Source organism: Gammaproteobacteria bacterium (genome assembly GCA_036381015.1).
GTDB lineage: Bacteria > Pseudomonadota > Gammaproteobacteria > Steroidobacterales > Rariloculaceae > ZC4RG20.
In genome coordinates this window covers 1-13,001 of the sequence record DASVDR010000024.1, presented here as the reverse complement: position 1 = coordinate 13,001, position 13,001 = coordinate 1, and the positions used below count along the sequence as shown (strand labels likewise).

At 68.6% G+C, this 13,001-nt stretch carries 14 protein-coding genes; 5 read left to right on the top strand and 9 right to left on the bottom strand.

Going from position 1 to position 13,001, the window contains the following annotated elements; all coding sequences use genetic code 11:
• Nucleotides 1–30: 30 nt before the first annotated feature.
• From VF329_08555 to VF329_08545, 3 genes are read left to right on the top strand one after another with little or no spacing between them, the layout of a single operon-like run.
• Nucleotides 31–1,311: a DUF4147 domain-containing protein gene (locus VF329_08555; protein HEX7081048.1), complete on the top strand. Its 1,281-nt coding sequence runs from the start codon at nt 31–33 to the stop codon at nt 1,309–1,311.
• A 17-nt stretch (nt 1,312–1,328) separates the two neighbouring features.
• Nucleotides 1,329–2,783, top strand: coding sequence for a pyruvate kinase (gene pyk / locus VF329_08550; GenBank protein ID HEX7081047.1), 1,455 nt, complete (start codon nt 1,329–1,331; stop codon nt 2,781–2,783).
• 44 nt (nt 2,784–2,827) lie between these two features.
• Nucleotides 2,828–4,030 carry a patatin-like phospholipase family protein gene (locus tag VF329_08545; GenBank protein ID HEX7081046.1) on the top strand — a complete coding sequence of 401 codons (1,203 nt, stop codon included), beginning with the start codon at nt 2,828–2,830 and terminating at the stop codon, nt 4,028–4,030.
• A 55-nt stretch (nt 4,031–4,085) separates the two neighbouring features.
• Here VF329_08545 and mgtE read toward each other — a convergent pair whose 3' ends face one another.
• The 8 genes from mgtE to lptC form a co-directional block, all read right to left on the bottom strand.
• Nucleotides 4,086–5,432 carry a magnesium transporter gene (mgtE, locus tag VF329_08540; protein HEX7081045.1) on the bottom strand — a complete coding sequence of 449 codons (1,347 nt, stop codon included), beginning with the start codon at nt 5,430–5,432 and terminating at the stop codon, nt 4,086–4,088.
• Nucleotides 5,433–5,502: 70 nt separating this feature from the next.
• Nucleotides 5,503–6,360 carry an RNase adapter RapZ gene (gene rapZ / locus VF329_08535; GenBank protein HEX7081044.1) on the bottom strand — a complete coding sequence of 286 codons (858 nt, stop codon included), beginning with the start codon at nt 6,358–6,360 and terminating at the stop codon, nt 5,503–5,505.
• A gap of 4 nt (nt 6,361–6,364) precedes the next feature.
• Entirely contained in the window at nt 6,365–6,850 is a 486-nt protein-coding gene (locus VF329_08530) for a PTS sugar transporter subunit IIA (protein HEX7081043.1), read from the bottom strand.
• A gap of 22 nt (nt 6,851–6,872) precedes the next feature.
• Nucleotides 6,873–7,190, bottom strand: a complete 318-nt coding sequence (gene raiA, locus VF329_08525) for a ribosome-associated translation inhibitor RaiA (protein ID HEX7081042.1) — start codon at nt 7,188–7,190, stop codon at nt 6,873–6,875.
• Between the two features lie 32 nt (nt 7,191–7,222).
• Nucleotides 7,223–8,671 (bottom strand): RNA polymerase factor sigma-54, encoded by a 1,449-nt coding sequence (locus VF329_08520; GenBank protein ID HEX7081041.1) that lies wholly within the window; start codon nt 8,669–8,671, stop codon nt 7,223–7,225.
• Nucleotides 8,672–8,679: 8 nt separating this feature from the next.
• A complete protein-coding gene (gene lptB, locus VF329_08515) occupies nt 8,680–9,405 on the bottom strand; it encodes an LPS export ABC transporter ATP-binding protein (GenBank protein ID HEX7081040.1) in 726 nt (241 codons plus the stop codon).
• On the bottom strand, nt 9,402–10,028 hold the full coding sequence (locus VF329_08510; GenBank protein HEX7081039.1) for an LptA/OstA family protein: 627 nt from the start codon (nt 10,026–10,028) through the stop codon (nt 9,402–9,404). The genes lptB and VF329_08510 overlap by 4 nt, the downstream gene beginning before the upstream one ends.
• Entirely contained in the window at nt 10,009–10,572 is a 564-nt protein-coding gene (gene lptC, locus VF329_08505) for an LPS export ABC transporter periplasmic protein LptC (GenBank protein HEX7081038.1), read from the bottom strand. Before lptC ends, VF329_08510 begins: the two co-directional genes overlap by 20 nt.
• Before the next feature lie 268 nt (nt 10,573–10,840).
• Here lptC and VF329_08500 point away from each other — a divergent pair, with 268 nt between their 5' ends.
• Both VF329_08500 and murA read left to right on the top strand, forming a co-directional pair.
• Nucleotides 10,841–11,083, top strand: coding sequence for a BolA/IbaG family iron-sulfur metabolism protein (locus VF329_08500; GenBank protein HEX7081037.1), 243 nt, complete (start codon nt 10,841–10,843; stop codon nt 11,081–11,083).
• A gap of 56 nt (nt 11,084–11,139) precedes the next feature.
• Nucleotides 11,140–12,426, top strand: a complete 1,287-nt coding sequence (gene murA, locus VF329_08495) for a UDP-N-acetylglucosamine 1-carboxyvinyltransferase (GenBank protein HEX7081036.1) — start codon at nt 11,140–11,142, stop codon at nt 12,424–12,426.
• A 13-nt stretch (nt 12,427–12,439) separates the two neighbouring features.
• On the opposite strand, the gene VF329_08490 is transcribed toward murA, so the two are convergent.
• Nucleotides 12,440–13,001: PDZ domain-containing protein (locus VF329_08490; GenBank protein HEX7081035.1), on the bottom strand; the 562-nt coding region annotated here is incomplete at its 5' end.

The following is a 13,001-nucleotide window of genomic DNA, read 5'->3' as shown; positions in this document are numbered from 1 at the left end:
GGTGCGTATAATCGGCGTGGCGGTCTTGAGATGTTGAGGGAGCCTGGGGACGAAACGGCGCTCCTCGTGGGCGCTTTCGAGCGCGCGCTGCGGGCGGCGGCCCCAGCCGGCCGTCTTTCCGCCGCGTTGGACGACGTGGACGACCGCGGCCCGGCCCTCGTCGTCGGCGCCGGCAAGGCCGCGGCCGCGATGGCTGCGGCGTTCGGCGCCCTCTGGAGCGCTCCCGTCCGCGGGATGGTCGTCACGCGCTACGGCCACGGGCTCGCGCCCGGCGAAGATGCGGGCGGCATCGACGTCGTCGAAGCCGGTCATCCGTCCCCGGACGCGGCGAGCCTGGCCGCGGGCGCGCGCCTGCTCGAGCTCGCGCGCGGCATCCGCCCGGGCGAGACCCTCGTCTCCCTGATCTCGGGCGGCGGCTCGTCGCTCGCGTCGGCCCCGCTCGGGCCCGTCACGTTCGAGCAGAAGCGCGACGCCGCGGGCTTTCTGATTCGGGCCGGGGCCGATATCCGCGAGATCAACTGCGTGCGAAAGCACCTGTCGGGATTGAAGGGAGGGCGCCTGGCCGCGGCTGCGCATCCGGCGCGCGTCCTGACGTTCGCGATCTCCGACGTGCCGGGAGACGACCCGGCGGACATCGCCTCCGGGCCGACGGTTCCCGACCGCACGACGCAGCGCCAGGCGCTCGAGATCCTGCGCCGCTACGGCTATCCGCGGCTCGACGCGCTCCGCCCCGTGCTCGAGGATTCCCGCTTCGAGACGCCGAAGCCCGGGGATCCCGCGTTCGCCCGCGACTCCGTGAGCGTGATCGCTTCGGCCGCCACGGCGCTCGACGCGGCCGCGGGTTTTCTCGAGGAGCAGGGCTTCGCGGTGCACCGTCTCGGCGACGATCTCGCGGACGAGGCCCAGGCGCTCGGCCGAGAGCACGCGCGGCTCGCGATGGAGGCGCACAGGCAGGGCGGCAACGTCGCGATTCTGTCCGGCGGGGAAACCCGGGTCGTGCTCGGAGAGGATGAAGGCCGCGGCGGTCGAAACCTCGAGTATCTCGCCGGTCTCGCGCTCGAGCTCGACGGCTGCCCGGGCATCTTTGCGCTCGCTGCCGACACCGACGGCATCGACGGCAACGGCGATCATGCGGGCGGCATCGTCGTGCCCGGTTTGCTCGACCGCGGCCGAGCGCTTGGGCTGTCGCTCGAGGCGCTCCTCGCGCGCCACGACAGCTACCGCTTTTTCGAGGCTTGCGAATCGCTGCTGCGGACGGGGCCGACGCGCACGAACGTCAACGACTTCAGGCTGATCGTCTGCCGGCCCTAAACAGACAGAGGAACCGAATGATCAGGACAGGCGACCAGGACCCCGCGCGGCGCCGCACGAAGATCGTCGCGACGCTCGGTCCCGCGACCGACGACCCGGCCGTCCTCGAGCGGATGATCCATGCCGGCGCAGACGTGCTGCGCATCAATTTTTCTCACGGAACGCGCGCCCAGCAGATCGAGCGCATCGAGGCGGCCCGCGAAGTCGCGGCCCGGGCCGGGTGCTGCATCGCGCTGATGGGCGATCTGCAGGGACCGAAGATACGCATCGAGTCGTTCGCGGCCGGATCGGTCCTGCTCGAATCCGGCCGCAAGTTCGCGCTCGACACCGCGCTCGATCCGCGGGCCGGCGACGAGACGGCGGTCGGCGTCGCGTATCCCGAGCTCGTCGAGGACGTCGCGCCGGGCGACGTGTTATTGCTCGACGACGGGCAGATCGTGCTGCAGGCGGAGTCGGTGAGCGGCACGCGGATAGATTGCCGGGTCGTTCAGGGCGGCGAGCTTGCGAGCAAGAAGGGCTTGAACAAGCGCGGCGGCGGCCTCTCCGCGCCCGCGCTGACCGACAAGGACCGCGAGGACATCGACACTGCGGCCAGGACCGGCCTCGACTTCATCGCCGTGTCGTTCGCGCGGGACGCCCACGACATCGAGGAGGCGCGGCGGCTGCTGCGCGCCGCCGGCGGCCACGGGTACATCGTCGCGAAGATCGAGCGGGCCGAGGCCGTGCAGAACATCAAATCGATCCTCGACGCGAGCGATGCGATCATGGTCGCGAGAGGCGATCTCGCGGTCGAGGTCGGCTATGCATCGATGACCGGCCTGCAAAAAGGGATGATCCGGCTCGCGCGCGCGCAGAACAAGGTGTCGATCACGGCGACGCAGATGCTCGAGTCGATGGTTCATCACGCGGCCCCGACGCGCGCCGAGGTCTCCGATGTCGCGAACGCGGTGATGGACGGCACGGACGCGGTCATGCTCTCCGCGGAGACTGCGATCGGGCGATATCCCGTGCAGGCGGTGAGCACGATGGCCGAGCTTTGCATCGGCGCCGAGAAGCACGAGACGTTCAAGCGCGCCGCGAACTATCGGCTCGAGGACGTCTTCGAGCACGTCGACGAGGCGATCGCGATGGCGGTGATGTATGTGGCCAATCACTTGAAGGTGAAGGCCATCATCGCGTTGACCGAGTCGGGGTCGACGACGCTGTGGATGTCGCGCGTGCGCTCGGACATCCCGATCTACGCGTTCACCCGTCACGAGACGACGCGTCGCCGCGTCACGCTCTACCGCGGCGTGTATCCGGTCTCGTTCGACGTCACTCAGACCGAGGTCGAGAAGATCCCCGAGCGCGTCTTCGACAGCTTGCGTCAGAACGGCGCGCTGCAGCCGGGGGACCTCGTGATCTTCACCAGAGGGGAGCTGCAAGGCGTCTCGGGCGGGACGAACACCATGCAGATCCTGACCGTGTCGTGACGGCCGGGTGAGCGCGGGGAGCAGCCTTTTCGGCGGGCGCCGGGATGGCCGCGCACGCTAGGGAGCGGAAGGCGTTGATTCTGCCCGGCGCGGGTGCCCGCGGCGCCTATCAGGTGGGCGTGCTCAAGGCCGTCGCGCAGCTGTTGCCGAACCCTTCGGTGAACCCTTTCTCGATCATCTCCGGCACCTCCGCCGGCGCGATCAACGCCGCGGTGCTCGCGAGCCGCGCCGGTAACTTCGAGCGCGCGGTCTCCGAGATGGAGCGCGTGTGGGCGAACTTCGAGGTGTCGCAGGTCTACCGCAGCGACAGCTGGACGATGTTGAAGTCGAGCCTGCATTGGTTCGCGGCCATCGTCTTCGGCGGGCTCGGCGTGCGCAATCCTCGATCGCTGCTCGACAATACGCCGTTGCGCGAGCTGCTGCGCCGGCGCATTCCGCGCGGCTCGATCACGCGCGCGATCGACCGGGGCTACCTCGAGGCGCTCGCGGTCACCGCGTCGGCCTACACGTCCGCGCGCTCGGTCACGTTCTTCCAAGCGCGGCCGGGCATGCAGCCGTGGGAGCGCGTCCGGCGGATCGGGCGGCCTGCGAAGATCGAGGTGGATCATCTGCTCGCGAGCGCGGCCGTCCCGTTCGTCTTTCCGCCCGTGCGGCTCGGCGGGGAATATTACGGCGACGGCTCGATGCGGCATCCGGCGCCGCTCAGCGCCGCGATCCATCTCGGCGCCGATCGGCTGCTCGTGATCGGCGTCCGCGAGGAGCAGCCCGATCCGGAGCCGAGCCCCGACTTCGTGCCGGAGGTGCCGACCCTCGGCCACCTCGCGGGCTACATGCTCGACACGCTGTTCATGGACGGGCTGTATGCCGATCTCGAGCGGCTCACGCGCATCAACATGATCCTCGCGCAGCTCGGCCCCGGCCGACTGCGTCCGCCGATTCACGACGTTCGGCCGCTGAAGACGCTGATCGTCGTGCCGAAAGAGGATCTGCGGGCAGTCGCGACGGCGTACGTCCACGAGCTGCCGCGGGCGGTTCGCGTGCTGCTGCGCGGCGTCGGCGCTTTCAGCCGCGGCGGCATGCAGCTCACGAGCTACCTGCTGTTCGAGTCGGGCTTCACGCAGGAGCTGATCGCGATGGGCTACCGCGACGCGATGGCGATGGAGCAGGATCTCCGCGCATTCCTGCTCGACGAGCCGATCGAGACCCTCGACGCCCCGAAGTACCTGAAAGAGCAGCTCGAGCAGTAACCCCGCAAAAAGGTGTTAGACACCATTTTTCGGAAAATGGTGTCTGACACCTTTTTCAGGTGAGGATCAGCGTGCCGATGCCGAGGAACGCGACGAGGCCGATCACGTCCGTGATCATGATCAGCACGACGCCGCCGGCGATGGCCGGGTCGACGCCGAGCTTTCTGAGCAGCAGCGGGACCGCGAAGCCGGACGCCGCGCCGGACAGCAGATTGATGGTGAGCGCGAGCGCGATGACGAGGCCGATCGCCCACGTGTCGAACCACCAGCTCGCGATCAGCGCGACGAGCGCCGCCCACGCGAGCCCGTTCAACAGCGCAACGCCGAGCTCGCGGCGTAGCAGCCAGCGCGCGTTCGCGCGGTCGATCTGACCGAGCGCGAGTGCCCGGATGATCAGGACCATCGTCTGCGTGCCCGCGACGCCCCCCATGCTCGGCACGATCGGCATCAGCACCGCGAGCATCACGACCTCCTCGAGCGTCGCCTCGAACAACCCGGCGACCCAGGCGGCGAGAAACGCGGTGCCGACGTTCACGCCGATCCAGACGGAGCGGCGCCGTGCGCTGCGCCCGATCGGCGCGAACATGTCCTCCTCCTCGTCGAGGCCCGCCATGCCGAGCACCGACCGGTCCGCCTCTTCGCGGATGACGTCGACCACGTCGTCGACGGTGATCCGGCCGATCAGCTTGCCGTCCTTCGTCGTGACGGCGGCCGAGACGAGGTCGAAGTTCTCGAACTGCTGCGCCACCTCGCCGGCCGGCAAGTCCGCCGGTATCGGCGGCACGTCCGTCTCCATCAGCTCCGCGACGGTTTGCTCCGGGTCCGCCGTCAGAAGCTTCGTGATGAACAACGTGCCGCAATAGGTGCCGTCGCGTCCGACGACGAACAGCGCGTCCGTGCCCGGGGGAAGCTCGCCGCGCATTCTCAAATACCGCAGAACCACCTCCACGGTCACGTCGCCTCGGACGGTGACCGTATCCGGGTTCATCAGGCCGCCGGCGCTGTCCTCGTCGTAGCTCAGCACCGTTTGCAGCCGCAGCCGGTCGCTCGAGTCGAGAGAGCGGACGACCTCCTGCTTGACTGTTTCCGGAAGCTCCGCGACGAGATCCGCGAGATCGTCGAGATCGAGGTTCGCGACCGCGGCGACGATCTCCTCGCTCGCCATGCCGCGCATCAGGCTGCCGCGCACCTCGTCGTTGAGGTGGACGAGCACGTCGCCTTCCTCGTTCCGGTCCACGAGCTCCCAGACGAGGGCCCGTTGCGTGAAGGGCAGGGACTCGAGCAGGCGGGCGATCTCGGCGGGATTCAAGGCCGCGATCATTCTCGAGACTTGCCGGAGCGCTCCCGTATCGAGCGCCTCGCGCAGGATCTCCAGGGGCGTCGCGCGCGCGGTCTCGCTCACGCGTGGCCCGTTTCGGCGTTGGCGGGGCGCGATGTCGCCGGCGCGGTCTTCACGATGCCCAGTACGCCGCCTACGGCAGCTCGTGATGGCGGGTCTGGATGGATTCGTGGCGCGCGCGCAGCATCCTTGCGACGGCCTCGGCCACGTAGACCGATCGATGCTGACCGCCCGTGCAGCCGATCGCTACCGTCAGATACGACCGCTGAAAATCCTGGTAGCGCGGAATCCAGCGCTCGAGAAAATCGACGATGTTGCGGATCATCTCCTGCACGAGCGGCTGTGCGTCGAGGAAGGCGACGACCTCGGGATCCCGGCCGCTCAGCGGTCGCAGCTGCGTCTCCCAGTACGGGTTCGGCAGACAGCGCACGTCGAAGACGAAATCGGCGTCCGGCGGCAGCCCGTGCTTGTAGCCGAAGGATTCGATCAGGATCGAGAGCGCGCCGGTCTCCTTCTTGCCGATGCGGTCGCGAATCCGCTCGCGCAGCGCGTACGCCGTGGTGCCCGTCGTGTCGACGATCAGATCCGCGGCGTCGATGATCGGGCCGAGCAGCTCGCGTTCCTTCGCGATGGCCTCGCGCAGGCTCACGGCCGCGTTCGTCAACGGGTGCTTCCGGCGCGTCTCGCTGAAACGCGAGAGCAGCACGTCGTCGGCCGCCTGCAGGAAGATGATCTCGCATTCGACGCCGTCGGCGCGCAGCTTCTTCGTGAGCGCCGGCAGCTGCTCGATGTCGGACGGACGGTTGCGCGCGTCGAGGCCGACGCCGACGTCCGTGAAGCTGCCGTCGTTCGCGAGCAGGATCTCCTCGACGAACGAGCGCAGGAGCCCGACCGGGATGTTGTCGATGCAGTAGAAGCCGAGATCCTCGAGCAAATGCAGCGCGACGCTCTTGCCGGAGCCGGACAGTCCGCTGACGATGACGAGCCGCACGCCGCTAGCCGCCGTGTGTCCCGTTTCGGGCGCCGGGCGCGAGCCGCTCGATCAGGAGCTGGCGCAGCGCGTCGGGATCGTCCGACGCCCGCAGCTCCGCTTGCAGCTTCGGATCCTGCAGCCCGCGTGCGATGACGGCGATCTCCTCCGCATCGGTCGTCTCGGGCTCCTCGGGCAGGAGCACGCCGAGCAGCAGATCGACGGCCACGCCGTCCGGCGCATCGAAGTCGACGGGCTCGGCAAGCTTCAGGAACGCGGCCGCGCCCTCGTCGAGCCCGGCCAGGCGCGCATGCGGTATCGCGGCGCCGCCGCCGACGGACGTGCAGCCGAGGCGCTCGCGGCTCGCGAGCCCGTCCAGCACCTCCGCCGCGCTAGGCCCCGCCACGGCGTCGGCGAGCATCTCGCTGACGACTTCGAGCGCAGCCTTCTTGCTGCCCGCCTCGACTCCGGTGCGAACGCTCCGCGGCTTCAGGATGGCCGCGACGTCCACGGGCTGCCGCTCCGCAGCCGGCCTAGCCGCGGGGCTTCTCCACTTCGCGAGCATGGTGATCGGTGACCTTCTCCTTGTGCTTCGTCACCTGGCGATCGAGCTTGTCGGCGAGGGTGTCGATGGCCGCATACATGTCGCCGTCGGCTGCTTCGGCGTGGATCGTCGCGCCCCCGACATGGATCGTCGCCTCGGCCTTGTGCACGAGCTTCTCCACGGTCAGGACGCAGTGGATGTCGGTCATGTGGTCGAAGTGCCGCTCGAGCCTGCTGAGCTTCGTGCCGACGTATTCGCGAAGCGCGTTCGTGATGTCGATGTGATGCCCGGTCACCGTCAACTCCATGGAATGGGCTCCTTCTCGCCGTGACTGCCGCCTCAGCCCGCAAGCTTGCTGCGCTTGCGGTCGCTCGAGGACGGAATGTTCAAGGCTTCCCGGTACTTGGCGATCGTGCGACGCGCGACCTTGATGCCTTCGTCGGACAGAATGCGGGCGATCTGATTGTCGCTGAGCGGCTTCTCCGGATCCTCGGCGGCCACCAGCTTGCGAATCTTGGCGCGCACGGCCGTCGAGGACTGCTCTCCGTCGTCGCTCGACAAATGGCTCGAGAAGAAGTAGCGGAACTCGAACACGCCGCGAGGCGTGTGCATGTATTTCCCGGTGGTGACGCGCGAGACGGTGGACTCGTGCATCTGGATCGCCTCCGCGACGTCCCTCAGCACCATCGGCCGCATGTGCTCCTCGCCCTTCTCGAGAAACTCCGTTTGTCGCTGCACGATCGTCATCGCGACCTTGAGCAGCGTCTCGTTGCGGATCTCGAGGCTGCGGATCAGCCAGCGGGCTTCCTGGAGCTGCGTGCGCAGCACGTCGTACTCGTCGCCCCGCCCGAGCGAGCTCGCGTAGACCTGGTTCACACGCAGCTGCGGGGCGATCGACCCGTTCAGCTCCACGACCCAGTTGCCGTCGCTCCTCCTGACGAAGACGTCGGGAACGATGTACTCGGCGGCCGGAGCGTACACCGACGCGCCGGGGCGCGGATGACACGAGCGCACGAGCGCGAGCGCGCACTCGATGTCGCCGTCGGAGGCTTTCAGCAACCGCTTCAACGCGGCGTATTGGTGCTCCGCGACCAGCTCGAGATGCTCTGCCGCGATCGCCCGCGCGAGCTCGAGGCCGGGCGTATCGGCGGCAAGCTGCTCGAGCTGAAGCAGAATGCACTCGCTGACCGAGCGCGCGCCGACGCCGGCAGGATCGAAGCGCTGGATGCGCTGCAGCACCCTCTCGATTTCCTCGACGGAGGCGAGCAGATCCGGCGCGAGCGTGGTTCGGATCGTGTCGAGGTCGTCGGTGAGGTAGCCGTCGTCGTTGATCGCGTCGATGATCGCCTCGCCGATCGCGCGCGATCTGGCGTCGAAGCGCTCGAGCTCGAGCTGCCATAGCAGGTGGTCGCCGAGGGTCTCGTTCGAGCGGTCCGCGTATTCGAAAGTGGAGCGAGGCTCACTGCTGCGCGGCGCCTCCGAAGGTCCCGTGCGCTGCACGTCTTCCCATTCCGTCTCCGAGACGGTCGTCATCTCGGCGAAGTCGTCGCCGCTCTCGCCCGCGTCGACGTCGGCGACGTCGACCGCCTCGCCGTCGGCCGCGGTCGACGGCTCCGCTTCCGCCGTGGCCGCCTCGTCGATCTCGAGCATTACGTTCTGATCGAGCGCCTCCTGAATCTGCGTCTGCAACTCCATGACGGGCAGCTGCAGCAGGCGGATCGCCTGCTGCAGCTGCGGCGTCATCGTGAGCTGCTGGCTCAGCCTCAGTTGCAGCGACGGTTTCAGCATGACTTCGGTTAAAGCGAGAATCCTTCTCCGAGATAGACTTCGCGCACGCTGCGATTACTCAGAATCTCCTCCGGCGTGCCTCGTGCCATCAGCTCTCCGTTGTTCAGGATATAAGCATAGCCGCAGATTCCAAGCGTCTCCCTGACATTGTGATCGGTTATCAAGACTCCAATTCCGCGCTGGCTCAAGTGCCTGATGATGCGCTGGATGTCGAGAACCGAGATCGGGTCGACGCCGGCGAACGGCTCGTCCAGCAGCACGAACTTGGGCTCCGCCGCGAGCGCCCGCGCAATTTCCACACGCCGGCGCTCCCCACCGGAGAGGCTGATGCCCAGGCTGTCGCGGACGTGACTGATGTGCAGCTCCTCCATGAGCTCTTCCAGCAGAGTCTGACGAGCCGCCCGATCCAGATCTTTTCTGATCTGGAGGATCGCTCGGATATTATCGGCGACCGTCAGCTTGCGGAAAACCGAAGCTTCCTGCGGAAGATAACCCAGTCCCAGCCGCGCACGCCGATGGACCGGAAGACGCGTGACGTCCCGGCCGTTCAGCACGATCGTGCCGCGATCGCAGCCGATGAGGCCGACGATCATGTAAAACGCCGTCGTCTTCCCGGCGCCGTTCGGGCCGAGCAGGCCCACGACGTCGCCGCTTTCGATCGACAGGGACAGATCGTTGACCACTTGCCGCATTCGGTAACGCTTCGCGATACCGACGGCCTCCAGCTTGCTCATGGCGGAGACGCGTCGTCGGCGTCTTCGTTTTCGGCCGGCGATACCGTGATCCGGAACTGCCGATCGCACTCCGTCGAGCCGGAGCGAAACGTTTCCTCGTCGATATCGTAGATCAAGTCGCAGCCGGCGATCTCGTTCGAGCCGAGGCTGAGCCAGGCATTCTCGAGCAGGCTCAAGCGGCCGCCGGCCGCGTCGTACACGATGCGGCTCGCCGTGCCTTTCGCCCCGCCGGATTCACCGGCTTCGACTTCCTCGAACGTCGCCGGATCGCCGCGCAGCTCGAGCTGCTGCAATTGCTTTTCGCGAATCGAGAACACCGCGCTGCTCCCTTCGAGCCGGACCGCGCCGCCCGCGATGCGCACGTTCCCCGACAGACGCCATTCGCTGCGCTCGTAATTCAGCTCGTTCGCCGATCCGCTGTCGGCTTCGACCGTGATGTCGCCCTGGCTGAGCCGCAGGCCGGTGAAATCGACGCGGCTCGTATCGCCGTGGTAGGTGAAATTGTCGAACTCGACCACGAGATCGGAGCCCGCGGGGACGAGCGGCTCCTGCGCCCAGCCGGCGCCGAGCCCGGCGAGCGCAACGAGGAGCAGCGTCCCGAGCTTACGGCTGAAAGCGGCCATGCACGTTCGATTCTAGCTCCACGCGATCCTCCTTCAAGAACGCCCGGAGCCCGACCGCCTCGAGAGTGCTGCCGTCGACGGTGATGCTCACGTTGCCGTCCGCGCGCGCGAGGTGCTGCTCCGGGAGGAGCACCAGATGCTCTGTTCGAATCAGCGTCCCGGCGCCGTCGTCCACCGGATCGCGCGCGAGCTCGACGTCGCCTTCGAGCTCGAGCGCCGAGCCCTCGGTCGACGCTTGCGCCCGCGCGGCCCGGACGCGCCACGGGATCTGCTCCTCGGACTGGTACTCGACGCGGACGCCTTCGAGCAGCAGCGCGCCGTCCTCCGGACGCTCCTGCGCGAGCTCGGCATGCACGCGATAGAGCGCGCGGCCGTCTTCGCCCGTCTCGAGGATGACGGCGTCGCGCACGTAATACCCCGGCGGGTTGTCGCCCGGCTCCGGCGGGGCCGGGGGCGGCGCTTGCGGGCGGCTCCAATACCACGTGCCCGCGGCCGCCGCGATCAGCAGGCACAGGGCCAGGGCGTTCCGAAGACGTTTGTACACGTAGTGCGCAGCCCCCCGAGGTGCTCGAGTAAATCCGAACGAAGCATTCTACCCGCAATCGCCGGGCCGGCCCGGGACGAAGCGCACGCGGAGCGCGGCCGAGGCCGCCTGCGAGCCGCAACGAAGCCGCGCACCGCGGTCGACCTTCGCCGCCGAGCCGCCTGGATTTGGCCGTGACGCGCCACTAGACTAGCCGCGCACCGCGAAGCAGAGGTGTTGCGGCCGATACGGCCTCGGCGCCCTCGGCGGGCCGCCGGGAGCAACGGGTATGGACCCCAAGGACATCGCAGCCCTGATCGAGCAGAACGTGCCGGACAGCCAGGCCGAGGTGCGCACGGACGGCCTCGGGCACTACGAGGCGGTCGTCGTCAGTCCCGTCTTCGAGGGCAAGCGCAGCGTCGCCCGCCATCGGATCGTCTATGCGGCGCTCGGCGAGCGCGTCGGGCGGGAAATCCACGCCCTCGCCGTGAGAACGTTCACGCCCGAGGAATGGCAGGCGGACGGCGGATGACCGCGCCCGGGCGCCGGTCCGGCTGAGCCTCTCCGCGAAGAAGGCGACACCCGGCTTTGGACAAGCTCGAGATCACCGGCGGCACCGCGCTCGACGGCGAGGTCAGGATATCCGGCGCGAAGAACGCCGCGCTGCCGATCCTCGCCGGCACGCTGCTCGCGGAACGCCCCGTCGTGCTGTCGAACGTCCCGCACCTGAACGACGTGACCACGACGGTGAAGCTGCTCCGTCGGATGGGCGTCGAGATCACGTTTCACGACGGCGTGAAGCTCGAGGTCGACGCTACGCAGATCCGCGAGTATCTCGCGCCGTACGAGCTCGTGAAGACGATGCGGGCCTCGATCCTCGTCCTCGGGCCGCTCGTCGGGCGGTACGGCCGGGCGGATGTCTCGCTGCCCGGCGGCTGCGCGATCGGCGCCCGCCCGGTCGACCTGCACGTCGCCGGCCTGCGCGCGATGGGCGCGTCGATCTCGGTCGAGGACGGCTACATTCGCGCCCGTGCGAAGCGCCTGAAGGGCGCCCGGCTCGTGCTCGACACGGTCACGGTCACCGGAACCGAGAACCTGATGATGGCGGCCGTCTGCGCGCAGGGCGAGACCGTGATCGAGAACGCGGCGCGCGAGCCCGAGGTCGTGGACCTCGCGAGGTTCCTCGTCGGCATGGGGGCGAGAATCGAGGGCGCCGGCACGGCCACGATCCACGTGCAGGGCGTCGACGCGCTCGGCACCGTCGAGCATACGGTGATGCCGGACCGGATCGAGACGGGCACGTACCTCGTGGCCGGCGCGATCACGTCCGGCCGCGTGAAGGTGTCGCGCACGCGCCCCGATCAGCTCGACGCCGTGCTGCAGAAGCTGCGGGAGGCGGGCGCGGCGATCACCGAAGGACCCGACTGGATCGAGCTCGACATGCGCGGGCGGCGGCCCGTTTCCGTGGACATCCGCACGGCGCCGTTCCCGGGCTTCCCGACCGACATGCAGGCGCAGTTCTGCGCGCTGAACGCGATTGCGGCCGGCACCGGCGCGATCACCGAGACGATCTTCGAGAACCGCTTTCAGCATGCGCTCGAGCTGCAGCGGATGGGCGCGAACCTGTCGATCCAGGGCAACACGGTGGTGTGCAGGGGCGTGGAGCGGCTCGCCGGCGCGCCGGTCATGGCCACCGACCTGCGCGCGTCCGCGTCGCTCGTGCTCGCCGGCCTCGCGGCCCGCGGCACGACGACGATCGACCGCATCTACCACATCGACCGCGGGTACGAGTGCATCGAGGAGAAGCTGCTTCAGCTCGGTGCCGAAATTCGCCGTCTGCCGAGCCGCGCGCCGTCCGGCGCGGCGAGCCGCTGAGCTGCGGCTCGCGTCAGCTGCCCGGGCGGAGGCCCCGGTCGTCGAGCACGGCCTCGGTCTCGAGGACGACGCCCCCGGGCCGGAGGACCGTGATCTTGACGTGCTCGCCGGGCTGCGCACCGGCGACGAGGCTCATCGCCTGGCGCTGGCGCAGCACGCGCTGGCCGTCGATGTGCGTGAGAATGTCGCCGGGCAGGATGCCGGCCGCGGCAGCCGGCCCGGTGACGTCGGTGACCTGCACGGCCCAGCCCTCGATCCCGTACCGGCGCGCATAGGCCGGCGGCAGCTCGACGGTGTCGACGCCGAGATAGCCGCGGATCACCCGCCCGTGCTCGATCAGCTGCGCCATGACGCCGCGCACGAGGTTCACGGGAATCGCGAAGCCGATCCCCTCCGGCGGCCTACGATTCGTACGGTCGGGAACCGCGGTGTTGATCCCGACCAGCTCGCCGCGGCTGTTCACCAGCGCACCGCCGGAGTTGCCGACGTTGATCGCCGCGTCGGTTTGAATGAAGTCCTCGAAGTTCGCGACGCCGAGATCGCCGCGGCCCGTGGCGCTCACGATGCCCATCGTG